The sequence below is a fragment of the uncultured Nostoc sp. genome, from assembly GCF_964247315.1.
In the GTDB taxonomy this organism is placed as follows: Bacteria; Cyanobacteriota; Cyanobacteriia; order Cyanobacteriales; family Nostocaceae; genus Nostoc.
In genome coordinates this window covers 12,516-38,785 of record NZ_CAXTTT010000073.1, presented here as the reverse complement: position 1 = coordinate 38,785, position 26,270 = coordinate 12,516, and the positions used below count along the sequence as shown (strand labels likewise).

Annotated in this window: 27 protein-coding genes and 1 pseudogene; 9 read left to right on the top strand and 19 right to left on the bottom strand. The window is 41.1% G+C overall.

The features are described from left to right. Window positions 1–143 precede the first annotated feature (143 nt). The 11 genes from pstB to ACFE93_RS21105 form a co-directional block, all read right to left on the bottom strand. On the bottom strand, window positions 144–971 hold the full coding sequence (gene pstB / locus ACFE93_RS21155) for a phosphate ABC transporter ATP-binding protein PstB (RefSeq protein ID WP_375475922.1): 828 nt from the start codon (window positions 969–971) through the stop codon (window positions 144–146). Between the two features lie 50 nt (window positions 972–1,021). Further along, entirely contained in the window at window positions 1,022–1,921 is a 900-nt protein-coding gene (gene pstA, locus ACFE93_RS21150; protein WP_375475920.1) for a phosphate ABC transporter permease PstA, read from the bottom strand. Window positions 1,922–1,927: 6 nt separating this feature from the next. Beyond that, window positions 1,928–2,869, bottom strand: coding sequence for a phosphate ABC transporter permease subunit PstC (gene pstC, locus ACFE93_RS21145; protein ID WP_375475918.1), 942 nt, complete (start codon window positions 2,867–2,869; stop codon window positions 1,928–1,930). A 49-nt stretch (window positions 2,870–2,918) separates the two neighbouring features. Then, complete coding sequence (locus ACFE93_RS21140; protein ID WP_375475916.1) at window positions 2,919–3,920, bottom strand: PstS family phosphate ABC transporter substrate-binding protein; 1,002 nt, start codon at window positions 3,918–3,920, stop codon at window positions 2,919–2,921. Window positions 3,921–3,993: 73 nt separating this feature from the next. Then, a complete protein-coding gene (locus ACFE93_RS21135) occupies window positions 3,994–5,151 on the bottom strand; it encodes a sulfate ABC transporter substrate-binding protein (RefSeq protein ID WP_375475914.1) in 1,158 nt (385 codons plus the stop codon). A gap of 463 nt (window positions 5,152–5,614) precedes the next feature. After that, window positions 5,615–5,839 (bottom strand): type II toxin-antitoxin system HicA family toxin, encoded by a 225-nt coding sequence (locus tag ACFE93_RS21130; RefSeq protein ID WP_375475912.1) that lies wholly within the window; start codon window positions 5,837–5,839, stop codon window positions 5,615–5,617. Further along, complete coding sequence (locus ACFE93_RS21125) at window positions 5,836–6,054, bottom strand: type II toxin-antitoxin system HicB family antitoxin (RefSeq protein ID WP_375475910.1); 219 nt, start codon at window positions 6,052–6,054, stop codon at window positions 5,836–5,838. The genes ACFE93_RS21130 and ACFE93_RS21125 overlap by 4 nt, the downstream gene beginning before the upstream one ends. Window positions 6,055–6,153: 99 nt before the next feature. Further along, window positions 6,154–6,783: a restriction endonuclease subunit R gene (locus tag ACFE93_RS21120; RefSeq protein ID WP_375475908.1), complete on the bottom strand. Its 630-nt coding sequence runs from the start codon at window positions 6,781–6,783 to the stop codon at window positions 6,154–6,156. Between the two features lie 42 nt (window positions 6,784–6,825). Beyond that, a complete protein-coding gene (gene sbcD / locus ACFE93_RS21115) occupies window positions 6,826–8,079 on the bottom strand; it encodes an exonuclease subunit SbcD (RefSeq protein ID WP_375475906.1) in 1,254 nt (417 codons plus the stop codon). Window positions 8,080–8,154: 75 nt separating this feature from the next. Further along, a complete protein-coding gene (gene cysH, locus ACFE93_RS21110) occupies window positions 8,155–8,880 on the bottom strand; it encodes a phosphoadenosine phosphosulfate reductase (RefSeq protein ID WP_375475904.1) in 726 nt (241 codons plus the stop codon). Between the two features lie 608 nt (window positions 8,881–9,488). After that, a complete protein-coding gene (locus ACFE93_RS21105; protein ID WP_375475902.1) occupies window positions 9,489–11,078 on the bottom strand; it encodes a DHA2 family efflux MFS transporter permease subunit in 1,590 nt (529 codons plus the stop codon). A gap of 276 nt (window positions 11,079–11,354) precedes the next feature. Between ACFE93_RS21105 and ACFE93_RS21100 the strand changes: the two genes are divergently transcribed. After that, window positions 11,355–11,951, top strand: a complete 597-nt coding sequence (locus tag ACFE93_RS21100; RefSeq protein WP_375475899.1) for a TetR/AcrR family transcriptional regulator — start codon at window positions 11,355–11,357, stop codon at window positions 11,949–11,951. Window positions 11,952–12,137: 186 nt separating this feature from the next. Here ACFE93_RS21100 and patD read toward each other — a convergent pair whose 3' ends face one another. Both patD and ACFE93_RS21090 read right to left on the bottom strand, forming a co-directional pair. Further along, window positions 12,138–12,491 carry a heterocyst frequency control protein PatD gene (gene patD, locus ACFE93_RS21095; protein WP_375475897.1) on the bottom strand — a complete coding sequence of 118 codons (354 nt, stop codon included), beginning with the start codon at window positions 12,489–12,491 and terminating at the stop codon, window positions 12,138–12,140. Further along, complete coding sequence (locus tag ACFE93_RS21090; protein ID WP_375475895.1) at window positions 12,482–12,664, bottom strand: hypothetical protein; 183 nt, start codon at window positions 12,662–12,664, stop codon at window positions 12,482–12,484. The genes patD and ACFE93_RS21090 overlap by 10 nt, the downstream gene beginning before the upstream one ends. A 131-nt stretch (window positions 12,665–12,795) precedes the next feature. On the opposite strand from ACFE93_RS21090, the gene ACFE93_RS21085 reads away from it, so the two are divergent. After that, entirely contained in the window at window positions 12,796–15,066 is a 2,271-nt protein-coding gene (locus tag ACFE93_RS21085) for a RelA/SpoT family protein (RefSeq protein ID WP_375475893.1), read from the top strand. Window positions 15,067–15,267: 201 nt separating this feature from the next. Here ACFE93_RS21085 and ACFE93_RS21080 read toward each other — a convergent pair whose 3' ends face one another. Continuing rightward, on the bottom strand, window positions 15,268–16,464 hold the full coding sequence (locus ACFE93_RS21080; RefSeq protein WP_375475892.1) for an ATP-binding protein: 1,197 nt from the start codon (window positions 16,462–16,464) through the stop codon (window positions 15,268–15,270). Window positions 16,465–16,748: 284 nt separating this feature from the next. Between ACFE93_RS21080 and ACFE93_RS21075 the strand changes: the two genes are divergently transcribed. The 5 genes and pseudogenes from ACFE93_RS21075 (at window position 16,749) to ACFE93_RS21055 (ending at window position 20,027) form a co-directional block, all read left to right on the top strand. Beyond that, complete coding sequence (locus tag ACFE93_RS21075; RefSeq protein ID WP_375475890.1) at window positions 16,749–17,120, top strand: hypothetical protein; 372 nt, start codon at window positions 16,749–16,751, stop codon at window positions 17,118–17,120. A 23-nt stretch (window positions 17,121–17,143) separates the two neighbouring features. Next, window positions 17,144–17,338 carry a hypothetical protein gene (locus ACFE93_RS21070; protein WP_375475888.1) on the top strand — a complete coding sequence of 65 codons (195 nt, stop codon included), beginning with the start codon at window positions 17,144–17,146 and terminating at the stop codon, window positions 17,336–17,338. Window positions 17,339–17,375: 37 nt separating this feature from the next. After that, window positions 17,376–18,088 (top strand): annotated as a pseudogene (locus ACFE93_RS21065) (class I SAM-dependent methyltransferase). A 415-nt stretch (window positions 18,089–18,503) separates the two neighbouring features. Then, window positions 18,504–19,583 carry a M4 family metallopeptidase gene (locus ACFE93_RS21060; RefSeq protein ID WP_375475886.1) on the top strand — a complete coding sequence of 360 codons (1,080 nt, stop codon included), beginning with the start codon at window positions 18,504–18,506 and terminating at the stop codon, window positions 19,581–19,583. A gap of 144 nt (window positions 19,584–19,727) precedes the next feature. Continuing rightward, window positions 19,728–20,027 (top strand): protealysin inhibitor emfourin, encoded by a 300-nt coding sequence (locus tag ACFE93_RS21055; RefSeq protein WP_375475884.1) that lies wholly within the window; start codon window positions 19,728–19,730, stop codon window positions 20,025–20,027. A 177-nt stretch (window positions 20,028–20,204) separates the two neighbouring features. Here ACFE93_RS21055 and ACFE93_RS21050 read toward each other — a convergent pair whose 3' ends face one another. From ACFE93_RS21050 to ACFE93_RS21030, 5 genes are all read right to left on the bottom strand, one after another. Continuing rightward, window positions 20,205–20,681 (bottom strand): hypothetical protein, encoded by a 477-nt coding sequence (locus tag ACFE93_RS21050; RefSeq protein ID WP_375475882.1) that lies wholly within the window; start codon window positions 20,679–20,681, stop codon window positions 20,205–20,207. A gap of 451 nt (window positions 20,682–21,132) precedes the next feature. Next, complete coding sequence (hpsU, locus tag ACFE93_RS21045) at window positions 21,133–21,714, bottom strand: hormogonium polysaccharide biosynthesis acetyltransferase HpsU (RefSeq protein ID WP_375475880.1); 582 nt, start codon at window positions 21,712–21,714, stop codon at window positions 21,133–21,135. Window positions 21,715–21,716: 2 nt separating this feature from the next. Next, window positions 21,717–22,673, bottom strand: a complete 957-nt coding sequence (locus ACFE93_RS21040) for a glycosyltransferase family 2 protein (RefSeq protein WP_375475878.1) — start codon at window positions 22,671–22,673, stop codon at window positions 21,717–21,719. A 24-nt stretch (window positions 22,674–22,697) separates the two neighbouring features. Continuing rightward, the gene (locus tag ACFE93_RS21035) at window positions 22,698–23,630 is read right to left on the bottom strand and encodes a glycosyltransferase (RefSeq protein WP_375475876.1); all 933 of its coding nucleotides are present in this window, start codon (window positions 23,628–23,630) and stop codon (window positions 22,698–22,700) included. Between the two features lie 245 nt (window positions 23,631–23,875). Beyond that, window positions 23,876–24,685 carry a hypothetical protein gene (locus tag ACFE93_RS21030; RefSeq protein WP_375475874.1) on the bottom strand — a complete coding sequence of 270 codons (810 nt, stop codon included), beginning with the start codon at window positions 24,683–24,685 and terminating at the stop codon, window positions 23,876–23,878. Between the two features lie 389 nt (window positions 24,686–25,074). Between ACFE93_RS21030 and cobU the strand changes: the two genes are divergently transcribed. Together cobU and ACFE93_RS21020 are read left to right on the top strand one after the other, a co-directional pair. Then, window positions 25,075–25,650, top strand: a complete 576-nt coding sequence (cobU, locus tag ACFE93_RS21025) for a bifunctional adenosylcobinamide kinase/adenosylcobinamide-phosphate guanylyltransferase (protein ID WP_375475872.1) — start codon at window positions 25,075–25,077, stop codon at window positions 25,648–25,650. Window positions 25,651–25,702: 52 nt separating this feature from the next. Beyond that, on the top strand, window positions 25,703–26,122 hold the full coding sequence (locus ACFE93_RS21020; RefSeq protein WP_375475870.1) for a hypothetical protein: 420 nt from the start codon (window positions 25,703–25,705) through the stop codon (window positions 26,120–26,122). Window positions 26,123–26,270 lie beyond the last annotated feature (148 nt).

The following is a 26,270-nucleotide window of genomic DNA, read 5'->3' as shown; positions in this document are numbered from 1 at the left end:
ACACCTTGTTTCTGCTTCTACTAATTTAGTGCATCTTCATGGAGAACTGGTATAACTACGGGGAAAGATTAAAGAGCAGACGAGTAATAGTCGCTCACAACTGAACTTGGTTTTTACCTTTCCCCTTCTGCTGTGATGTCTCTTTAACCAAAGCGTCCACTGATATAATCTTCAGCTTCTTTGGTTTGAGGAGAACTGAACATTTGAACTGTAGGATTAAACTCAACTAATTTTCCGCGACGTTTACCATGCTCGTCAATTTCTGTATTGAAGAAAGCCGTGAAGTCTGCAACTCTAGAAGCTTGCTGCATATTGTGTGTCACCATAATGATGGTATATTGCTCCTTGAGTTCTAAGCAGAGTTCTTCTACTTGGCGGCTAGAAATTGGGTCGAGAGCAGAACATGGTTCATCCATCAATAATACATCTGGCTTCATGGCGATCGCTCTTGCTATGCAAAGTCGTTGCTGCTGTCCGCCAGACAATGCAGTTCCTTTCTCTTTGAGTTTATCTTTGACTTCATCCCAGATAGCAGCGCGTCTGAGAGAATCTTCCACCAATTCATCGATGTTACCTTTATAACCGTTAGCACGCGGGCCAAAGGAAATGTTTTCGTAGATTGACTTGGGGAAGGGATTTGGTCTTTGAAAAACCATGCCGACTTGGCGGCGTAATTTTACAGAATTGATCTTCGGATCGTAAATGTTGCGATCGCGATAATTCAGTCTACCCTCAACTTTAGCACCAGGAATTAAATCATTCATCCGGTTGAAGCAACGCAGTAAGGTACTTTTACCGCATCCTGAAGGGCCAATAAAAGCAATAATTTGTTTATTAGGAATCTTTAGATAGACATCTAAAAGTGCCAGGAATCCTCCATAAAACACCTTCACACCTTCAACATTGAATACGCTCTTTTCTTGATCGATTGTGGCACTATCGGATTGACTTCTACTATTGCTATAAGTCACTTTGCGTATCTCCTAATATTTGTGAACGTATCAATTAGATATTTAATTACCTAACGTATCGAGAAGCGTTGCCGGATATAAATTGCTACACCATTTAAAGTTAAAATCAAGAGCAACAACGCAATAATTGTCGCGGCGGCTGCACTAGCAAAACCTGGTTCAGGACGAGTGATATAACTATAGATTTGAATAGGTAATGCCATAAATCTCTGAAACAAACCAGGATTAAAGGTAAGAAAACCCACAGCACCTACAACAATTAGAGAAGCTGCATCACCAATGGCACGGGATACAGAAATAATTACCCCGGTCAGAATACCGGGAATAGCATAAGGTATGACATGATTGCTGATAGTTCGCCATTTTGTAACACCTAATCCGTAAGAAGCATTTCTCAAGGAATCCGGGACAGCGCGAATTGCTTCTCTAGAAGTGACAATAATTACTGGTAAAGACAACAAAGATAAAGTCAATGCACCAGAAATCAAAGCGGGGCCAAACCCAAGTAAATAATTGAAAACCCCTAAACCCAGCAATCCATAAACAATAGAAGGTACACCTGCCAAATTACTGATATTAATCTCAATAATTACTGTCCACCAAGCTTTAGGTGCATACTCTTCTAGATATAAAGCTGCTCCGACACCAATAGGAACAGTAACCAAAATCACAACAGCTCCTAAAAGCATACTGCTGATAATCGCAGGACGAATACCACCTTGCTCAGGAAAACGAGAAGGAGTTTCCGTCAAAAAGCCGGGTGACAAAAATCTGGCTAATCCGTCTTTTAAAATATCAAAAAGTAGCAACGCTAGGATAAATAAACCAATCAGCAATCCTAACAAAAAAAGTACTTCAAATACTTTCCCTAATTTATCCCTACTCTCAACATTATCGGTAAATTCTGCCACAGATTCTAAAGAATCATCTTGTTGATAACTTGTAGCCATATCTATTTAGTCGTATTTTTCTTTAAAGCGATTAGCAATCCAGTAACTGACAATATTCAAAGCAAGGGTAAGTAGAAATAGAACAGCGCCTACAGCATATAATGTCTTGAAATTGAGACTACCACGCGGACTATCTCCACTAGAAATTTGCGCCATGTAAGCTGTCATGGTTTCTACTGATTCCATGAAGTTAACAGTTAATCTTGGTTGTTGTCCGGCGGCGATGAGGACAGTCATTGTTTCACCGACAGCACGAGAAATACCCAAAATAATCGACGCTATAATTCCAGAAAGTGCGGCTGGTAGAACTACTTTAAAAATGGTTTCCAGTTTAGTGATACCTAAAGCATAAGATCCTTCTCGCAAAGAACGTGGAACTGCTTTAATAGCATCTAAGCTGATAGAACCAACAGTAGGAGTAATCATTATTCCCATCATTAACCCTGCACTCAAAGCGTTGAATATTTCCAGAGGGATAAAATTCCGCAGCAATGGTGTAAGGAACAACAGCGCAAAGTAACCGTATACTACCGTTGGGATTCCTGCCAAAAGTTCCACTGCTGGACGTAAAATTGCTGCTACTTTAGGTTGAGCATATTCACTCAAATAAATGGCAGAAGATAAGCCCAAAGGAATAGCAACTGCCATCGCAATAGCTGTAGTCAATAAAGTGCCATTAATTAATGGCCAAACACCAAAATGTTTATTAGCAAATAGAGGTGTCCATTTAGTATCAAAAAAGAATTGGGCAAAAGAGACTTCTTGGAAAAAACTGAATGTCTCCTGAAAGATAATTACGACAATACCAAAGGTAGTCAAAACTGAAACTAAAGCACAAGCAAATAAAATTGCCGCAACAATCTTTTCTGATATATCTTCAGATGCATTTTTATCCAGTGAATGTCTAGATAATAGATAAGGCTCATCTTGATAATTAGTATTCTGCATAAACAGTTAATTTTTAACTACAATCAGACTACAATGACTCGAATTTTATTTAAATAAAGTTTGTGATTGGTTCACCCGGTTTTGCTTTTTTAAACTTTGTCCCAGTTTCGCCAGTAGCAAATTTTCGTTTTACCTTGACATAAGCTTCATCAGGTAGTGCCACATAACCAACACTATCTACCCACTTCCAGGAATTTTCTAAATAAAAATCTACAAATTCTTTTACTGCTGGCTTAGTATCTAAGGATTTTTTACTGACATAGATGAAGAGAGGACGAGACAAAGGTGTATAGATATTTTTAATCACATTATCTACTGGAACTGGTTTTTCGCACTTTCCTGTAGGACTTTCCACAGCAACTAGATTCAGTTTTTCTTGGTTTTGAATATAGTAAGATATGCCTACATAACCCAAAGCTGTTGCATCACCTGACACTCCTTGTACGAGAAGGTTTTGATTCTGAGTGGCAGTGTAGTCTGTACGGCCATTCTTGGCTTTGCCAGTTACAGCTTGAGTCATATAATCGAATGTTCCCGTATCAGAAGATGGAGCATACAACTTCAGCTTTTCGTTAGGAAACTTAGGATTAACTTGATTCCATTTCAAGATTTTGCCATCTGATTTGCCGCCCCAAATCTTACCCAGTTCCTTAATAGTTAGACATTTGGCAAAGTTATTTTGGCGGTTGGCAATCACGGCGATACCATCTAAAGCTACAGGCAACTCGACAAATTTAATATTCTTACTTTGACATTTTTTGATTTCTTCATCTCTAATGGTGCGAGAAGCACCAGCAATATCAATATCGCCATTACAAAATTTACTAAAACCACCGCCAGTACCACTTGAGGCAACGCTTACTTTAGCTTCAGGTTTGAATTTACCGTATTCTTCTGCAACTGCTAAAGAAATAGGAAAACCTACAGCCGCACCATCAAGACTCACCTGACTTTTCTTTTCCTCACTGCTGCTACAAGCATTGATAGTGGTGGCAATAATCATTACAAATGTGAGGATAAAGCTATCTTTAAATCTGCTATGAAAGCTCATAAATTATCAATTGAGGTAAAGTGATTGAAAATTATTTATGTTTGCTTGGCTATTTGCTAGAAAAATATAGATGTCATGCTTTACTGACAGCATAAATTTTGTCAAAAATTGCCCCATTTCCAAAAAACTTGCTCTGAATAATATCCCAACCACCTAAATCTTGAGATGTGAATAAAGTTTTAATTGGCGGATATTGTGATGCTACTTCTTGGTTAACAGTGGGGTTAACAGGACGATATTGTAATTTAGCAAATTCCTGTTGAGCTTCTGTGGAGTAAAGAAAATCAACAAATGCTTGTGCAACTTCTCTTGTACTGTGTTTATCAACGTTTTTATCAACTACCGCTACAGGATTGTCAATAGAAATATTGACTTGGGGTACAACATAAGGCAACTGCTTCCCATTTTTGCCCGCCAAAATCACCTCATTTTCGTAGTTGATTAAGACATCTCCCTCACCTTTTTGGAAAAATAAATCGCTAGCCTCACGAGCATTTTTTGTGAGAGTAGGGGTGTTCTTATAAACTTTGGTGACATAATCTAGTGCTTTCGCCTCATCACCACCTGTTAGAGTTACCGAACCCCAGAAAGCTAAGAATTCCCAGATAGCAATACCAGAAGTTTTTGGGTTAGCCGCAATCACTTTTACGCCATCTTTTGCCAAGTCTGCCCAAGTCTGAATGCCTTTCGGGTTGCCTTCGCGAGTGACGATCGCAGCAACCGATCTACTTACAATACCACTTCTCGGAGCTTTGGTTTCCCAACCTGATTTAATCAAACCTGCAAGAGCAATTTTGCTAACATCTAGGGGAAGTGCCAAGTGTACTATATCTGCTTCTTGGGAACCGTCAATCACAGCAGCCGCTTGAGCGCCAGAACCACCATAACTTTGCTCAAATGTGACATTTTGGTTGTGTTCTTGCTTCCATTTTTCGACAAATTTAGGAATTATCTGGTCATGAGCGGCTTTAGTGACAGAGAATGAAACTAGTTTTAACTTAACATCATTTTTGCTAGCTGAACTGCTTCCCGAACAGGAGGTAACTGCTATACTCAAAAAAATACTTATTAAAAACAGGCTCACAAAGCTTTGGATACTGCGTCCAACCAACCAACTTCTAATTACGTGTTGATACGATAGTTGCATAGTGCGCAAGGCTTTCATGGCATAAGCTTGTATTCCCTCACTTAGGAATTTACTTAATTTTATTGTTTGTTGCGACTTGCTCATTGGAATCACCCCTAAATCTACGGTATTTCTACATGGATACCGTGATTATGAGAATTATAGGGTATATAGAATAATATTTCTCATCTGGATTATTTTTTTTTACTAGGTGAGCAATTTATCATCAAAATCTGATTTACCAAGGCATTTCAAAAAACGGGTTTTTCTGCTGGAAAGCGAAACAATCCAGATGCATACATACTATTTGCTAAAAAATATGTTACGAGTAATACAAAACAGTAGTGGAAACTCGACTTTTTTTAGCTGTCAAGCTGTTTTTAAAATAAAGTAGCCGCACTACAGTAATTTGAATATCATATTTAGCGATCGCACTCACTACTGAATCAAGGTATGCTGAGATTTAGTAATGCGATCGCCTCTATTGCGAGAAAATATAATCAGGCGATCGCTCATTACAACTATCTCTTATATGTATATAATGTCAAACTCTCAAAAGCATCAATACTTATAATAATTCCCTAAATTCTTCACGAGTTATTTGGCAATTGCGTAGTATTTGTGCTAGCAAACCACGACCAATTGTTTCACCTGAATGTACAAGAACTACTGTCCTACGCTCATCGCTATGTATCATAATATGATGACTGCCACGAACTCTAGCCACTTCAAAACCGACTTTGCTAAAGGCTGCAATAACTTCGCGTCTTGTGACGCTTGGGAATTGACTCATATCTCAACTGCGACTCGCTGAATACCAACAAAGTCTAGTGAATCCTGCTGTTCTTCCTCAAATTCTAAACAAAGTTCAATCGCTTCTCTAATACGCTTCATTAGCTCATCTAAAGTTTGGGCTTGCGTATGACAACCAGGAAGATTTGGAACGGAAGTAACAAAGTAGCCATCTGCATCTCGTTCGAGAATTACATTAAATTCTCGCTTCATCATTCTTATTTTCTGACTTTATACTATATTAATTATTCTCTCATTATTGAAAGAGCGATCGCCCCTTCAGTGAGAAAATATAATCAGGCTATAAGTTAAGATTTAAGCACTCACCAACTGAGTCAGGTGTTTTAATATACGTAGCACGTCGTACAACTCATTTCCAGGGTTTCGCATCAAAAAACCCTTTGATAAAGCATAACGCGGTGGATTTACTTTCACTAATTTGACGAAAATAAACTCGCTTCCCGTGGCAATCATACCAAAATTGGGTTTATCAGTATACGGATTCCCTAACATATAAGCAAGAATTTGTGCGAGTCCTTGTTCCACTGAAAACGAAGCTCTTTTAGACTCAATAATCATCACCCAAAATTGCTCTTTTAGAACTAAGGTATCTATTCTACCTTTGATAATTACATCTTCATCTGGCACAGCAATATCTATAGATTCTTCTGATTTTACATAAAATGGAGCTAGATAAAAATCCCCAATAAAAAGCAATGGGTCTACAAATGCCATTCTGACTATATCTTCTAGTAAAGGTAGGTAATTAAGAAGATTAAAATAACCCGTTTTTACCTTGTCTAAAAGTTGTTTATCTAAATCATTTATTTCTGGTAAATCTTCTTGCCATTCACAGAAGAATGAGCCATCCAAAACTAACTCAATACCAAAGTTATCGATTAAATAGCGTAAGTCAATGACCTTTGCTTGAATTGTTTGTGTCATAACTTTTGGGGAGTGGAGTATAGTAAATTAATTGGCTTTATCCTACTCATTAGTTGCTGCTTCTAGCCAAACTTCCACTTCATCTGCTAGCAATTTCTGGGCTGCGTCCATCATTGAGGTTGCGATGTCTTTAAGGTCTTCGCGATTGTTCAAGTAAGTTTTCAACGCTTCCATTGGGTCAATGCTGCTACTCGCACTCAATTCAGGAATCCGGGGTCTGGCTAATTGACTGACTAATTCTGCTTGAATGGTGTAGGTATGAGCGGCACTTAAAGCAGTATGTAGAGAGGAACTGTCAATTAAATCCATCTGTTCGGAGCGGAGTTTGTAAATTAGCCGCACTACAGCATCTTCAATATTATATTTAGCGATCGCTTTCATTAACACTGCTTGCGGCTCATCTGCTTTTGAGACATCCACCTCAATGGTGCGGAAAGTCCGAACTGTCAAAGGACAAAATTCCCACTCAGCCATCCCCCGCTCCAGTTCCAGCATCACATAGCCTTTGTCTTCTTTTTCTTCGCTGAAATCTACCCGCTCAATACTTCCTGGATAAATCACCGGCGGGTTGTTGGATTTATTCAGATTTTGGTGGCGGTGGACGTGTCCCAACGCTACATAATCAAAACAAGGTCGCGTCAGTAAAGATAGGGGTAGAGTAAAGCCTTTACCTACTGCCAAAAAGCGTTCTGCGCCCAAGGTAGCATTGTCTGCCATCAAGTGAGCTAAAAGGATAGTAGGCACATCGGGGTCAAGGCGGCGAATTTCCCCTTCTATAACAACTCGCAGACGTTCCGTTAATAGTTGGTTGACTTCCGCCAAAGACAAACCTTCAGTCTCTTGACGAGTCATCAAAGTTGAACGAGTCAGCCAAGGCAGGGTAATTACTTGCACTTTGCCATTGCGGGTTTGGATACAGTGCGTAGTTAATGCATCACCAACAACAAACCCTGGCACTCCCAAAGTGCGGTAAATATTTAAACTCGCGCCTCCCTGTCCTTGGGAATGTTGGTCGTGGTTGCCTACCAACAGCACTGTTGGAATATTGGCATCCATGAGACGGCGAAACTGGCTAGCAAAAGCTTGTTGTACATAAGGCGGTGGTGTAGCATCTGGGAAAGCATCACCACCAAATATCACCATATCAACAGCATCTGTCAGCGCTCGATCAATACATATAGACAATGTATTGACAAAATCCTCCAATCGTGTATTTAATCCAGTCGCTGGATTAATTCGTCCGTGGGAGAAGCCACTTCCCATGTGGATATCGGAGAGATGAAGGATTTTAATCATATTTGTCCTTTGTCGTTAGTCATTTGTCCTTTGTCTAATATTAATGACTAATGACAAATGACCAATGACTAATAACTAAATATGAATTCCACATTCTGTTTTTTCACTTCCCCGCCAACGTCCGGCGCGTTCGTCTTCGCCTTCACCTACTTTGGTGGTAATGGGTTGGTCGCCTATGCTGGGATAACCTTGGTCGTGGAGGGGGTTGTAGATGACTCCGTGTTCAGCCACGTAAACCCAGCTGTCTTGACGTGTCCAGGTAGCTATGGGATTTACTTTCAGCCGACCTTTACCGTCTAATTCAAATATGGGCATATTCGCACGGGTTACTGCTTGGTCACGGCGGCGTCCGGTAATCCAAGCAACGCTGTTGAGTTCGTCTAAACCCCGTAATAATGGTTCAATTTTTGTAATGTGGTGGAATTGGGCAATATCCTTATCCCAAAGTTTGTCGCCATATTTGGCTTCAAAGGCTTCGCGGGTGTCTACATCTGGAGTTTTGTAAGTTTGTAAATCCAGGTTGTAGATTTGTATAGCTTTAGCTACTAATTCTAGGCTTTCAGGGAAGTGGTGCAAGGTATCGAGAAAGATCACAGGAACGGGATGCTTCAGTTCACTGTAAAGAATATGGGTAATTATCATGTCATCCACGTTAAAGGCGCTTGTTTGCACCAGTCCCGTTGGGATATTCTCTATAGACCATGCCAGTATTTCTTTGGGAGTGGCAGTTTCAAATTGCTCATTTAATTTTTCTAAGTCAAAAGCGATCGCTTGGTTTCTAGATGCCGTGGAGACTGTCATGATAATCTTCTGTTCAAATATTTTACCTTGATTAAGATCGATCTTACTCCATGAAGACGCCTATTCCGCTCGGATATAAGGTAATTATTTTGTGCGGAAATTACTACACTTTGAGAATGGGGAATAGGACAAGAAAAATAACCAAAACAAATACTTGACATAAATTATACAATAATAGCCTAAATAAGAGTATTTATTAAGAAACGTTACGAGAATTTAAGTTTTACATTAATTTTATAGATATTTATACTGATTTTGATATGGTTAAGGAACTATTAATAAAAGGGATTTTACTTAAATGAACAATGCAAAATTCGGGAATCCATTAGGCCAATCTATAATTATGGGTGCTTTAATGATGTTAACCAGCGTTGGGATTATTACAATAATGAACTTTTTCTAAGATTAAAATTTTTCATTTTAGCAATAAGACTTCACATAGTCCCGCTCAAAACTGAGTGGGACTTTTACTTTTTTCATCCAGATTAATCCGTGTGTATTAATTTTCTGCTGTGACTTTCGGCAGAGAATAATTCTAAAGCCGTGTTATTACGTAGTTTTGCAGTCAGAGAATTTAGAATAGGGATGCGATCGCTATTTCCTTTACCCTAGTGCCCGACTGGCGCTTTCGCTCCTGCACCGCCTTTACCCAGAAATAGCAACAAAGGTAATGAGCAAATGAATCCTACCCCTACCACTCGAAAGCAATCTGCGTAAGACAAAACCGCAGCTTGAATATCTACTGTTTGACTTAATAAAGCTAGTGCTTGTTGTTGCGCTGTTGTCGCATCCATGCCTTGGCTTTGAAGTGCCCCATTGAGGAAGTCAAGGCGCTGACTGGTTTCTGGGTCATAAGGACTAAGTTTTGTTAAGAGGATGGCTCGATGAAAAGCTTCTCGTCGGTCAAGCAAAGTGGTGAGTAGAGCAATGCCTATGCTACCACCCAGTTGTCGGGTGAGGTTGTAGAAACCAGAGCCAGCAGAAATATCCTGTTTGGGTAGCGGGCCTAAAACTGCCAAACTCAAAGGGAGAAACATCAACACAGTAAAAGCCCCACGCCATACCAATGGCCAAAATAAATCATCTATGCCAGTTTGTGGGGTAATTGCTGCTAGTTGAAACATGACTCCAGACGATCCGACAGCGCCCATTGCAATTAAAAATCGGGCATCAATTTTACTAGATAGTTTGCCTAATAAAACCATAACGATCGCAGACGCTAAAGCACCAGGCGCTAACAATAGTCCTGTCTGCGTTGCCGTAAAGTGCAGCACACTCTGAGCAAATATCGGCACAGCAAAGAGTGTGCCATAAAGCCCCATACCCACCACTGCTGAGAGAACGCTTCCCGCAGCTAAAGAACGGTGGCGCAAAACTCTCAAATCCACAGCCGGGTGATCTGTTTTCACTTCTCGCCAAATAAACAATCCCAAGCCGATAATACTGGCGATCGCTAACGTCGTAATAAAATCGGAGGAAAACCAGTCGTCTTTCTCTCCTTCCTCTAACAAAGTTTGCATACAGCCAATAGCAACGACTAAAAACCCGATCCCCAACCAATCGACAGTTTGGCTTTTTGTCTTGCTTTTATCTTTGTCTTTGGGTAAAAACATGAAAGACATCGCCACTGCAACAATCCCGAAGGGAATATTAACAAAGAAAATCCACCGCCAGCCTAAACCATCTACCAAAAATCCTCCCAAAGTTGGGCCGATGGCTGGACCAGAAATTACACCTACTCCGAAAACTGCCTGTGCTAAACCTTGTTCAGCAGGTGGAAAAGTCTCGAACAAAATCGCTTGCGCTTTAGCTAGCAATCCGCCACCACACAAACCTTGAAGAATTCGAGAAAAAACTAGCATCGGCAGATTAAATGCCAAACCGCATAAAACCGAGGCCAGGGTAAAGCCAATCAACGAGAAGATAAAATAGGTTTTGCGTCCAAAGTAATCTCCCAGCCATGCAGATAAGGGAATTAAAACGACATTTGCGATCCCATATCCAGTTACCACCCAACCTACTTCACTGACAGTTGCACCCAAACTAGCCTGTATATCTGTCAGGGCAACGTTAACAATACTAGTATCAATTACTTCTAGTATCGCACCAATAGAAGCCGTAAAAGCGATCGCCCACTTTAATGGGCCGTGGACATAACCAAATTCGTCAAAACTAGAACCTTTAATGTTGGTAGCCATTATTTAGCACAAATAATATTTGGGAGATGTCAAGCAATGCCAAGGCTTTGCTACGCTTGCGTCAAAGCTAAAATTAAGTATTGTATATATACGCTACCGTAGCGTATCATATAAAAACGGTCAAGAGAGTTTTTCCGCAAATGTGGCGGAAATACTTATGCTAAAGATGGATGGTCATTGTTACTGTTTTGGTGCATGAGAATTGGGTTATAAGGCTTATTTGTTTCTCAGATGGAGCAAATGGACAAGAAGATACTGCTTGGGGATGATATTTTTATGAGTAAGCAAATCAACATCACTTCTGGACGCCCACGCAGCATCCATGCCGACCAAGCGATTTTGCAAGCGACCTTAGACTTGCTTGCAGAGGTAGGATATGAAAGCATGAGTATAGAAGCGATCGCTTCTCGTGCTGGAGTTGGTAAAACAACCATCTATCGGCGTTACACTTCCAAAGAAGAACTCGTTGCAGACGCGATAGAAAGTCTCAGAGATGATTTAGCGATCCCCGATACTGGCAGCTTTTGGGGAGACATGAATATCCTGATTAAGAATGCCGCCAACAAAATAGATAGTCCCCTTGGTCGTCAGACACTTGCCTTGATCGTTAGTACAGCGTCTAGCAATCCTCAGTTTGCCGAGGTCTATTGGACAAAATATACGAAACTCCGACGTGAAGCCTTTTCTAAAGTACTTGAGCGTGCCAAGTATAGAGGCGAAATTCACAAGGATGCAGACTTAGACCTAATTATCGACCTTGTAAGTGGGTCACTATATTATGCATTGATCTTCAAACCCACAACCGAGCCAGTAGAAGCATACATGCGCCGCACCATGAATCTTCTCCTCAAAGGTATTGGGAATGGGGAATAGGGCATGGGGCATGGGGCATGGGTCATGGGGAATGGGAACAAGACTAAGATAAGGCTTCCTTAGATCAGAACTTTAGAGGGACAACGAGAATAACCAATGCCCAATGCCAACTTGTTAGCAAAATAACTTTTCATCATCGATCATAAATGAGATGATGGAGAAATTAGAGAAAAAGGTAAACAATTGTTATTTTTCTCCTTCCGCTTCTGGTTGCAGAATGGCATCACAGTATTGAATGAGGGTTGTCAAGCGATCGCTAATCGTTTGAAGTCTCGTTTGTACAGTAGATGCTTGCCGCGCTCCTTGGAAAAACATCACATCTATTTCCAACAGGCGCAATTGCTTGCTCATCTCCGTTTGATAAGACTGTACTCGCCAGTTTTCATCAGCCAAAGGCACAATCTGTTGCCCGAAAAATTGCTGCAACGTGGCTACACGCTGCCGCAGTTCTGGCGCAGTGATTTGGGTAGTTGTGGCATCGGAGCGTAATTGCTCTAACAAAGTTACGAATGCCAGATATTTCTCACGGTTTAAAGACATCCAGTGCTAGGTAAGATAGTATTAATGTCAAGTAATTTTTCTTCTACAATAAACTTTCTTAAAGACTTATCAGCACTAAAAGCCTCAAATCGTGATTTGGGGCTTTGTTTGCCATCAATGGATTTTCTTTCTTTCTTTAACGATTCTTGAAACTCAAACTGGATGACTACCATTGGCAATTGGAGAATCGTCCTTACACTGCTTTTTCCAACCCGTCTTTGGGCAACAGCATCTTTATCAGGGCGATGCTGCTAGTTTTATTTATCATTCACTTATCTACCGATCCTCTCTAAACCCAAATTGTATGAGCAGTATAGCGATAAATTCATCAGTTGACCTTGCCATTCCCGAATGGTTAAAAAAATGTTTGAAGGAGTCATCGACAAGTAGCGGCGCAGGGGAAGATGACCGAAGGCATAATGATGCCGTCTTAATTGGTCGAGCATTTGAATTTGCTTACCAACTGCATGAAGGTCAATACCGCAAATCGGGAGAACCATACATCGCCCATCCTATTGCTGTGGCCGACTTGCTGCGTGACTTGGGAGGCAGTGCTGCTATGATAGCAGCTGGATTTCTCCATGATGTCGTTGAAGATACAGAAGTTACAAGTCAAGAAATAGAAGAACGCTTTGGCCCAGAAGTGCGACAATTGGTCGAAGGTGTCACCAAGCTTTCTAAAATCAATTTCACCAGCAAAACCGAAAGCCAAGCCGAAAACTTCCGGCGGATGTTTTTGGCAATGGCGCAAGATATTCGGGTAATTGTGGTGAAATTGGCAGATCGTTTGCATAATATGCGAACTTTACAATATATGTCAGAGGCCAGCCGCCGCCGCAGTGCCCAGGAAACGCGAGATATATTCGCACCCTTAGCCAATCGCTTGGGGATTTGGCGAATTAAATGGGAACTGGAAGATTTGGCTTTTAAGTATTTGGAACCGGAAGCTTACCGCCAAATGCAAGAGCATGTTTCTGAAAAACGGACGGCGCGAGAAGAAAAATTGGCTAAAGCTACGAATATGTTGCAAGAGCGTTTGCAGCAAGCCGAAATCCACTTTCAGGAAATCAGCGGTCGCCCCAAGCACCTTTATAGCATTTATCAAAAAATGCACCGCCAGCAAAAGGAATTTCATGAAATTTACGATTTGGCGGCGCTGCGGATTATTGTTCAAACCAATCAGGATTGCTATCGGGCGTTGGCAGTGGTTCATGATGCTTTTCGTCCAATTCCTGGAAGATTTAAGGACTATATTGGACTGCCAAAGCCTAACCGTTACCAGTCGTTGCATACTGGGGTGATTGGATTAACTGGTCGTCCTTTGGAGGTGCAAATTCGGACAATCGAAATGCATCATATCGCCGAGTATGGGATTGCCGCCCATTGGAAGTATAAAGAGACAGGAGGTTCTAGTATTAGTCATTTGACAGGGACGGATGACAAGTTTACTTGGCTGCGGCAACTGCTAGAATGGCAAACCGATCTCAAGGATGCACAAGAATATCTTGATAGCGTCAAAGATAATCTATTTGAAGATGATGTCTATGTCTTCACCCCTAAGGGAGATGTTGTTCCTTTAAGTCCTGGTGCTACCACTGTAGATTTTGCTTATCGCATTCATACAGAAGTGGGAAACCACTGTTCAGGGGCGCGGGTGAATGGGCGAATGGTGCCGCTGTCAACGCGGCTGCAAAATGGCGATATTGTAGAGGTTCTGACTCAAAAGAACTGCCATCCGAGTTTGGATTGGTTGAACTTTGTCAGAACTTCAGCAGCGAAATATCGAATAAAACAATGGTACAAGCGATCGCGCCGGGAAGAAAATGTCGCGCGTGGACGGGAGTTGTTAGAAAAGGAACTTGGTAAAACTGGTTTTGATAGTCTGCTGAAGTCAGATGCGATGCAGATTGTCGCCGAAAAGTGTAATTACCACAGCGTGGAAGATTTACTTGCCGGTTTGGGTTACGGAGAAATTACCTTGAACCTAGTGCTAAATCGCTGGCGAGAAGTAGCGAAGGGACAACAACCAGTTTCCACTGTGTCGCCATTTATCCCCAAAGAACCAGCGACATCAAAAGCTTTGCGAGATGCACCTCCAACTACCTCACGTTACACTGATTCGCCAATTTTTGGGGTGGAAGGTTTGGTGTATTATTTAGCTGGGTGTTGTACCCCGATTCCTGGCGAACCAATTATTGGTGTGGTGACGCGAGGTCGGGGAATTTCAATTCATCGCCAAGGCTGCAATAATCTGGAAACTGTGGAGTATGAACGCTTAGTACCAGTTAGGTGGAACCCAGGCGCTGAAAATAGTGGTCGTCCGCATACGTATCCAATAGATGTTCAAATTGAAGCCCTTGACCGTGTTGGGGTGCTAAAGGATATTTTGTCACGGTTAAGCGATCAAGGGATCAACGTCCGTCATGCCCAGGTAAAAACCTCTACTGGTCAACCTGCATTGATCGACTTAGGAATAGATATACGCGATCGCTCTCAACTAGAGCAAGTGTTCGTCCAAATTAAGAAAATGAGCGACATTTTGAATATCCGCCGCGTTGGCCAAATTGACGAGTAGATGTGCCAATTGTAGGTGCGTTAACGCAGTGTAACGCACCAGTTTCAGTTGCAATTTTACTCTCAAGTTTTGAATTTTAGCAAAGCGACAGTCATACTAATTCGTAATTCGTAATTAAGACACACGGTAAAAAGCTTGAGCTAGGCGCTTTACAACACTTTATTCTATTTTTCAAATAATATTCCCTTTGGCTATTTGGTATCATACTTGAGCGATTGCTTCTAATGGCAAAATTACTGTAAATGTAGACCCTTTTCCTAGCTGTGAATCTACTTTAATTTCACCATCCATTAACTGAACCAATCGAGAAACTATTGCTAAACCTAATCCTGTACCATCAGAACTTTGAACTTTTGGAGCATTTACTTCCCGAAAATAGGGATTGAAAATTTGTGCTTGAGCATCTGAAGAAATACCAATACCACTATCAATAACGGAGATAGCCCACTGCTGTTGACATATCGTCCAGCACTCTAGACGAATTGAACCAGATTCTGTGTAGCGAATTGCATTACTCAGCAGATTTGTCAGAATTTGCTGAAGCCGAAGAGGATCTGTGTTAACTTGACTTGGGGCGCGATCGCAGTCAACAATCAAGGATAATTCTTTCGCACGCGCTAGTGGCTCAATCATCTCTAAAATAGAGTTGATTAAACTACGGACATCGGTTAAAGTCGGCTGCAATTTCATCTGTCCAGCATCGTAACGCGAAATTTCCAGAGTATCGTTAATTAACCGGACAAGAAGTCTACCACTTTTGAGAACTCGCTCAATACTTTCAAGATTTGTATAGGTGTCTTTGAGTTCTGATTGTTGACGCTGCTGGCGCAGAAATAAGTCTGCATAACCGATAATTGAAGTAAGAGGCGTCTTCAGCTCATGAGCCAAATGAGAGAGGCTTTCTTTACTAGCACTAACCAAACGAGTTAGCTCTTGGTTAGTTAATCGCAACTGACTTTGGAGTTGTTTAAGCTCTTGTAATCGTCCTTGAGTATAACTGTTAAAGCAACGGGCGATCGCTTCATCAATTACTGTATCAATCAGGCGAACAGCCCTTAGCACCTCTTGTGCAGATCCTTGTAATAAATCTTCTTCTAAAAAGGAAAAAATCACAAACCGGAGTAAACGATACTCTCGCGCAATTTCCTCTGGTTCAAATCCCTGTTGGGCGCGAAGTGTACCGTGTTCTAAACTTGCATCTACTACTGTCTGCAAATCGCTCGTTTCAGATTCTGAAAGTACTGTTGCTAATGCTTTCAAAACGCGGGGTAAGCTATCCTTTACAGCTTTGAAAGTAAGTTCATTAGTAGCTTCAATTTGTTCATCCTGGTAAACCGCTTCTACCCATTGATCGAGAATGGCATCACTTTTGGCAATTAAAGTCTGACTAAAATCCATTTTTTGCCTAACCAAAGACAGTCAGCGCGAAGCCCCTTGCGCTAGAGCTAGCTTAGTGCATTTGATGTCAAGTTTGCAAGTGACGGAACATGGAGGTTAGTGAAAAGACAGCTGATTGCTGAACTAATCAGTTTAGCTTAGTTACTTTATTGCAATTTAAATGCAAATTAGCTTATTTCATCATAGAGGTAAGAGTGATCGCTTCACAAAACGGGTTGCGTGACAGGCATAATCCGAAAGACCATTAAAATTGTGAGTGTATTTATATAGCGCCGAATGAAATTGTGCGCTTCATAATTGAAAGTGTAGATTATTTAACCCATAAACATTTTGGTAAGCTGCTTGCAGATAAAGATGTAGATATTTTAGACCCAGCTACGGGAACGGGCACTTTTATTACTGAATTAATTGATTATTTGCCTAAAAATAGTCTGGAATATAAATACAAACATGAGATTCATTGTAATGAAGTAGCAATCCTACCTTATTATCTTGCTAACTTGAATATTGAATACACCTATAAGCAAAAGATGGGTGAATATCAAGAGTTTAAAAATCTCTGTTTTGTTGATACTATTGAGCATACATCTTTTGAAGGAAAGCAATTAGATTTGTTTGCTATGAGTGTTGAGAATACCGAAAAAATAAAGCAATAAATGAAACTTATGTCTCCGTAATTATGGGTAATCCACCTTATAATGCAAAACAAGAAAACTTTAATAATAATAATGCAAATCGCGCCTATCCAGAAGTAGATAAACGCATTAAGGGAACGTACATTAAGCGTGGGACAGTACAAAATCAAATTGTGCTTTATGACATGTATGTGCGATTTATGCGATGGGCTTCTGATCGCCTCAGTAATCATGGATGATTAATATTGATTAGTGTACTTGTAAGTTCCAATCCCCATGCAACAGCTATTTCCTGGAGAGGTATTCGCCAAAACTGCGGATTTTGACACTGGTATTCGCCAACTGTTACCGCGATACGATGAGATGTTGGAGGTAATTACCCGTTGTTTACCTTGCACAAGTCGGCGTATTTTAGAATTAGGCTGTGGTACAGGCGAACTTAGTCTTAAGATACTCAACCGCTTTGCAGATGCCCAAGTAATTGCCCTAGATTACTCACCTCGAATGTTGCAATTTGCCCAAGATAAAATCACAGCAGTTGGATATCAACAACGCTGGACTGGTATACAAGCAGATTTTGGCGACTGGGCAAATAATCTAGAGAAGTTAGATATTGGTGGCGAATTTGATGCTTGTGTCTCATTTTTGGCAATTCACCATCTCCAAGATGAGATGAAATTGAAGTTATTTGAGCGAATTGCTGCTAGCCTCGCTCAAGACGGCTGTTTTTGGAATGTAGACCCTACTTTAACAGAATCACCAGCCTTAGCAGAAGTTTACAAGGTGGCACGAGAGGAATGGGCAGTTGAACAGGGAATTAATTTGACAGAGATCCGCGCTAAACGTGCCAATAGCATTACTCAAGGTTACTCTAATCAAAACCAGCTAGCTTAGAGACTCATTTACAAATGTTAAGCAAAGCTAGATTTAAGACAGTTGTAGTACCTTGGAAATATTATGGTCTAGCAGTGTTTGGTGGCTGTTTGTGAAAATTCTCGGTTTTGGATGCCTAGATTTGAGATTAGCCTGTCTCCAATAGGCATTTATTGCATTAACAGCTTGATAGTAACAAAACAGCAATAAATAATATTATTTCTCTCGATCGGAACTAATATATAAACGCATTAGGTCTGTAAAGGAGGTCTTGCTAACTCACACAAGAGTTTTGGTTGAAATTTGCAGTAATTAAGCTGGCTTTGTGTTTTTATACAATATTTCCACATCATAAGTATCCATGAGGGTACGATCAATTTTCTATAGACCTATCCAAAAATACAGAGTAGAAAATTTTCTTCAGAAAAGAAACCAGGAACACGCGATTTTGATTCGTTTTTCTGCTCTTTTCTCCAGTGGAGTTAAAGCCACTGTTTGCCATCACTTAGTTTCAAAAGGAGAATATCTTGGATGGCTCGAAATAAAAAGAAATCAGCCGGTTTCAAGCATGAGCAATCACCATACTCTAGATGCCCGATTTGTTGTATAGTACCGCCCCACATACTTAAAAATGTTGTGGTGAATGGCAATCCCCAGCAGCGTACTTGGGCATTTCATACATTAAATATTTCGGCACAATTTTTAGGACGAAGAAACGTTGTAGGTAATATCTCGTTTGCGCCTTCTCCTGGTGAGAAACGCCGCACCATCTACGATGCTAAATATGGGCAGCAACTTCCTGGTACACTGGTGCGTGCTGAGGGCGATCCTCCTAGCACCGATATAGCAGTGAATGAAGCCTATGATGCTGCTGGTGCTACTTATGACTTGTTTAATGAGATGTTTGATCGCAATTCCATTGATGATAAAGGACTACGTTTAGACTCCACTGTGCATTATGGTGTCAAATATGACAATGCCTTTTGGAACGGCGACCAAATGGTTTATGGTGATGGCGACGGAGAACTATTTCAACGCTTCACAAAATCAATTGATGTGATTGGGCATGAGTTAACTCACGGTATAACCCAGTACGAAGCAGGTTTACAGTATTATGGCGAACCTGGGGCACTGAATGAGTCATTTTCTGATGTCTTTGGTTCCTTGGTGAAACAAAAGACTAAAAATCAGACTGCACAAGAGGCAGATTGGCTCATTGGTGAGGGTCTTTTGGTATCGACTGTCAAAGGAGTTGCCCTCCGCTCCATGAAAACACCTGGAACAGCATATGATGACCCTGTAATGGGTAAAGATCCTCAACCAGCCCATATCAAAGATAAATATACAGGTACTGAAGATAATGCTGGGGTACATATCAACTCAGGAATCCCTAACTATGCCTTTTATCTAGCGGCTGTTGAGATTGGTGGCTATGCCTGGGAAAAAGCTGGTAAAATCTGGTATATAGCTTTACGCGATCGCCTACGTGCCAAAGCAGATTTTAAAAAAGCTGCCAGTGTCACCATTCAAGTTGCTGGAGAACTGTATGGTAATGACAGTAATGAGCAAAAAGCTGTGCGAAATGCTTGGCAAAAGGTAGGAGTTATTTAGAGTTAGGAGTGGGGAATTTTTTGATTCTCAACTTCTAACCTTTTTAGATGTGTTGTTTGTGATTGCTAAACTGGGAGATAAAAGTTTTTATCTCCCAGTCTTTGTATTTTCTCCTAACTAAGTAGCACAACAAAGAGCAAAAAAATGCGGATATCGTTTGAACGCACGGGCGGCTTTGCTGGGATTACCAAGAAAACCACCATTGATACAGACACTCTCCCGCCAAATGAAGCCAGCATACTTCCCCGACTGGTGGAAGCAGCTGATTTATTTAGGCTACCGGAACTAATTACTTCGCCAACTCCCCAGAGCGATCGCTTTCAGTATAAGTTAACAGTAGAAGATAACGGTAAGCAGCATACAGTGACTGTCAGCGAGTCAGCATTGCCAGGAACCCTAAGACCCCTGATTGAATGGTTACAGACTAGATCACAGAGAAGGTAAAAAGCAAAAAGAATTACTTATAAATCTTTGACCCTGTAGAATATTTCATCAATAATCGAAATTGTAGCAAAGTGTTAGTAACGTAATTCGTAATTAGCGCGATGTGTGACTTATTCTTAAAACCCCTCTCCAAACCTCTACCCGAAGCGGGTAGAGGCTTTAAGTCTTGCATTTTTATTAGTTACTTTCAGGGTTTAGTTCGTTGATTTCTCTGCACTTAGCCTCTGCGGCTTGATATGCTGCCAGATAGTCTTGACCACCTAACATTACATCACCGTAATATTCATAAGGTGGATCGCCATAGATTGGCAATGGATCGTCTTCTGGATAATCTTCTTTTGATTCTTCAATGATGGCTTTCAGTTTTTTTACAGTCAGACTATGTGCTGCAAAATACCATATTTCTTGGGGATTTTTGTTCAGGTGAGGTAATGTGGGATCAATAATGCGGATATCGGAGGCATCGTCTAGCTCAATCCAACTGTATTCAATAGGTCTGTATGGCTTCCCAGCAAAAGCTAAAAATCCCTGAATATACCTTGCTCCCTCAGTAGATAATGCTGCTTTATAAGCATTATCAAATGGAGTGCTAGCTTTGCTGTTTATCTGTTCAGCAATTTTGATTGACAGCGTTTCATCCAATAGTTTATTCATCAATAGCAAGGATCAGAGCAGCCATGAAAATATATTACCACTGCTACTTACCATTTTGCTTGGGCATTGGTTATTCACTAATGACAAATTCTATTTTGTGCTAATCACCATCTGTAAATTTATTAACAAGTCGCTTGAGGAGTAAGGCTTGGATAAAAGGGTTTTGACACTATTACCAAAATTTTTAATCATTTCATGATTGGAGGCTAATCCACTAACAAAATTTTTGACTTGAAATTAAAAAGATTTAATTAAAAGTAAACTATTTCCACAGAATGCCTATATTTCAAAACGGTTGGGTTAAGAAAAGCGCAACTCAACGATGCCCCGGAAATGTTGGGTTTTGTTCCAAACAATTGCACTTTTATTCTCTTCCTAAAAACAAATAAATATGTGGAAAAGTTAAGGGCACACACCTAGCTGTACGCCCTTACTATGTTTATATATAAAATCACGGCATTGTGGAGGGATCGAGTTTTAGCCGAGCCGTTTTGGGACGACAAGGACTTCCCCAACAAACCTGCCCAGAAGGCATATTAGTAAAAACACTACTACGAGCGCCAATCACAGCATTAGCCCCGATTTGCACTCCTGGCCCAACAAAACAATCTGCCGCTACCCATGCACCATTATCGATGGTGATACTCGCTGTTTTCAACCCAAAGGCAGGATCTTGGAGATCGTGAGTACCAGTACACAGATAACTTTTTTGGGAAACTACGCAATGTTCACCGATGTGGATCTGATCGAGGCTATATAAAACTACGTTATCTCCAATCCAACTGTAGTTACCAATGGTGACTTTCCAGGGGTAGGTAAAGCGGGCTGTCGGTCGAATTAATACACCTTTGCCGATATGAGCACCAAATAATCGTAGCAAAGCACAACGTAGAATATTTAACGGTTGAGGAGTTAGAGGAAAGGCGATCGCTTGTACAAACCACCATAACAAAACATACCAACTTGGACGCCCCCGGTCAAACCAAGATTGGTCATATTTGCGTAAATCTACGAAAGGTTGGTCATTAGTCATTATCAAGAATCAATGGTCAATAGCTTTGCTTCTGCTTCTCTGCTCCCCTGCTCCCCTGCTCCCTCCTTCGGGATAGTTGCAGTATTTAAGTGACCGCCACAGTTGCGTAATTCGTAAAGTTTAACGCCAATTTGATATTCATATTGACTCAGCAAACGTGCATAGATATATCCTGCTTTGCCATCTAAAAAACCGCGTTGAATTATATAAAACAAAACAAATCGCAGAATGGGTTTAAATGGTAGGCGTACCCACACTTTTTTCAAAAATCGTTTGCGTTGTACGGCATCACCAAATAGATTAGCGCCGATAGTACCGCTATCATCTTTACCTGTAAGAAGATTCAAATAAACCCTGGCTTCCCAGTTAGAATAGCGGTTGTGCCGTTCTAACCAGTGGTAAAGGTCGCGGAAGTCTTCGTGGAGCATATCATTTTTGAGATACCCAACTTTTCCCTGCAAAATTACGTGTTCGTGAACTTCGTTATCACCAGTATTAGGAATATCTTCTGTATTTAAATTTTCGTAGCGACCTTTTTTATGTTGAAATAAACGTAGATTCCAATCAGGATATTTACCGCCATAACGAATCCATTTTCCTAAGAAAAATACGCGGCGGTTGAGATAATAACCTGTATATTCATCATTTTGAATTGCTTGGTCAATTTCTTCCCAAAGTTCGGGGGTGATGCGCTCATCACAATCTACAATTAGCACCCATTCATTACGAAAAGGTAAATTGTCTAAAGACCAATTTTTCTTTTTGGGCCAGCGTCCATTGAAGTTGAATTGTACGACATTTACACCGTAACTTTTAGCAATCTCAATGCTGTTGTCGGTACTTTGAGAATCTACTATGAATATTTCATCTGCTCTACTAAGGCTAGTAAGGCAAGCAGGCAAATTGGCTTGTTCGTTTTTTGCCGGAATTAGTACTGAAACTGGTATTTTAGATGACATATTGAGTAGAAATTATGTTACTGGTTATTTCTTATTTGATGTAAATAAAAGACCCTGAATAGCAGCATTTAAGTAACCAATCTGACCGTAAGCATACACCAGTTTGTCAAATCGTTCAGCTGGATCGGAGAAATATTGTAATGCTTTATACAAGCCTCGCACAAACCGTTCGCTACCTCGCTGCAATTGAGCGATCCCAGCTTTACCAGCGAGTTGTTCTCGATAGCATTCACTGATACCCTGCCACCAGCCCCGGTTTAAAAACCAGGAGCGTTGGAGGCGCTCTGGGGCTACATTGTGAGCGACGAGTGCTTGGGGAAGATAAGCGACTTGCCAACCACGCTGTAGGGCGAATTCGGTCATTTGCAGTTCTTCGTTAGATAATAAATTTTTCCCGACTCGACCGAGATGAGGATCGAAACCGCCGATTTCTTCTAGGAAACTGCGGCGGATAGAGTAATTTAAGCCTCTGGGTGTTGAGCCAGGTTGCTCAATGTAGATGTTACTGTCACCTAAGTCGTATGCACCCAGATTTGCAGCTAGCCCCAGAGATAGCCACCGTGGTTGTTGAATTCCTGGAGGCCACAGGAGAGTGACTTTGCCACCTGCGATCGCTAGCTTAGAATTATTGTAATAGGCAGAATATAAAACTTGTAGCCAGCTCTTACTGGCAACGGCATCATCATCTAGATAAGCAAGAATATCACCACTGGCTACCTTTGCACCCGTGTTACGGGCGACAGATAAACCAATGGTGGGTTCAAAAACATACTTCAGGCGCGGATTGTGGGTTCTTTGTTCTACAACCTCACGAGTGCGATCGCTAGAGCCATTATCAACTATCACAATTTCAAAGTCAGCAGCAAAATCCTGCGCTAAAAGACTATCAATTGCAGCCCCTAAATAGGTATCTCGATTGTGAGTACAAATAATGGCAGAGATTTGGATGTCTGGCATAGATTTAATTTTGGATTTGAGATTTGGGACTTTCCTTCTCTTCTCTTTCAGAGACGCTAACGCGAACGAGAGGCTGCGCCAACGGAACGCTACACGTAGCTTGCTTCCACGGAGGGGTACGGCTACGCTCAGTCGAACGATTTTAGATTAAAATCTTAAATCCAAGGCATAACTGCTGAGAGTTAATCTAAACCAAAAGTTACCGACCTACCAACCGAGTTTCTTCGGAAATAATCTTTAAAACTTTACGTTTGTTGAATATGACTGTGTAAAACTACAAGAGTTTGGGCCAGTTGACTAAGGCGGGTTTCCAAAGATTGCTTGCGCCCTAACAGTTGACGTAACTTTTGGTAGCGAGCGATCGCCATACTAACATTGGGAACCTGATCCGGTGGACATGGGCGCGACCAAACTTTACCAGTATCGTCTACACCACAGAGGCGATAGCCAGTAATAGATGATTGATAAGATACTTTTCCACCAGTAGCACAAATTTCTTCTACGTAGTTCATCAGGCGGTCAACTTCTGCATGGCGTAGTGTCGCGGTTCCTCCCGATTCTGGTTCGGTGGGATTGGATTCTAACCAGCCATTGACAATTGGCCCTTCTAAGTAAATATCCTGAATTTGCTTCAAAATATTTTGCAATTCTGTTTGCCAATCGGCGACAGTTTCCTGAATTTCTTGCAATAGATTCGTCGCCAATGCTGGATTCGCTCCGTGGCGATGGCTACTAAAGCTCGGAGTTTTCAACTTGGGTAGGCTGGGTGTTTTGCTACCATTCTCTTCTGCTTGAAAAGTCTGCACAGAGTCATGGTGAGGAAAGAAATTTTGTTCAGAAGAATAATCACTCTCAGTCTCTTTGCCCAATTCAACGAATTTCTCATCCTGAGAGGATGGAATTTGTGTACTTTCTGTGGGTTCGTTGGCTCCGACGCTGATTCTAAAAGAGAAAGGCCGTTTTGTCGTCGAATCACCTGTTTCGGCAGTAGAGGCAGTGCCGCGATTCCCTAAATCGTGTAAAGTTGCTTCAATGCGTTTTAAGCCTGGGTTCATAAAGATATCCTAAAGTTTGCTTTCCCCAGTGGTATTGAATAATTGAGAATGGGGTTGTTGGGATTTTTGGCTTTTGCCAGTTGTAGCATCAATGATGCTGGTGCTAATTTTATCCCTTAAAAGTTATTTGAAACCAAAAATCTTACCGATGAAGTAAAAAATTGTGGTAATAAATTGTAACCGTGGGTATGTGGAGGAGGCAGGAGCCAAAAGATTGGAAGTTGGAATTTATCTGTTGCTCTCAATCCCATTTAAATTCCAAGCCACGAAATTGTAGATTTTGGTGGAGGATTTAAACCGCAAGCTCACTTGCGATAATAACCGCAAGAGGTGACGGGAATATTCCTTGTACCTCCTGCCTCTCTTGTTAAAATACTCAGTAAAAAACTTTGGGTAAAATCATCTTAGTAACAGGGCCAGCACGATCTGGTAAAAGTGAATGGGCGGAAACTTTAGCTATGCAGTCAGGAAAAGCAGTTGTTTATGTAGCAACAGCCACCGATAACCCAGATGATCAAGAGTGGCACCAACGCATTTTAGAACACCAAAAACGTCGTCCCCAAGACTGGGTAACTCTATCTGTACCAGTGGAACTGTCTGCTACCCTCGCTGATGCCAAACCTTATACTTGCCTCTTAGTTGATTCTTTAGGGACTTGGGTTGCTAATCTCCTAGAACAGGATGAATCTAGCTGGGAAAATGCCCTTGCAGAATTTTTGGAGACGGTGGAACTGGTTGCTGCTGACATGCTGTTTGTAGCAGAAGAGGTCGGTTGGGGTGTGATACCAGCTTATCCTCTGGGAAGGATCTTCCGCGATCGCCTGGGTTCTTTAGTACGCCAGCTAGCAACACTTAGCGAAACTGTTTATTTAGTGACTGGTGGCCATGTTCTCAATCTCAGTATCCTTGGTTCGCCATTGCCAAATAGAGGTGATGCTGGAACATTCAGGAGTCAAGATTCTTAACTGTTGATTCAAATTAATCCCAAATTTAAAATCTAAAATCTAGAATTGTAATATGGCAACCAAACAAGAAGTTAAAGGATACCTTGCCTACTGGTTTCAGTTGGGTAAGAAAGTGATTACGGGCAACGGTGAGGCAAGCTTTTTGCCCCAATCGGTGCTAAATGGCGATCGCTATAGTGAAGAATTTGAAGAGTGCTGGCAAAAAATTATTTCACCGGAATCGGGTGATTGTTACCTTGAGGGTACATACGAAACCATTGCTGAATTGTTGACACCAGCATGGAATATGCTGCCTTGCAGCCGATGCAATATGCCAATAGCCGCACGAAACGTCGGGATGCCGGCGCTGTTATGTCCCTGCAATGATTTACCTAACTGGCCGAATACTGAATTGCCAGCACCACGAGAGCCAATTAAAACTCAAGACCAACTCCAAACAATTCGCGATCGGCTTGTAAAGAATATTACATAAACAAACAACCAATTTGGAAATCTGGCAATTTTTTCTAATTTTCTAATTATTTGATTATTTTGATTTCTCCTGTAGTGCCCTTGAGTCTCACTAGAGTACTTTTGTATGCCTATACTAGCTAGGGGAAAAATAACTATTGGCTATTAAC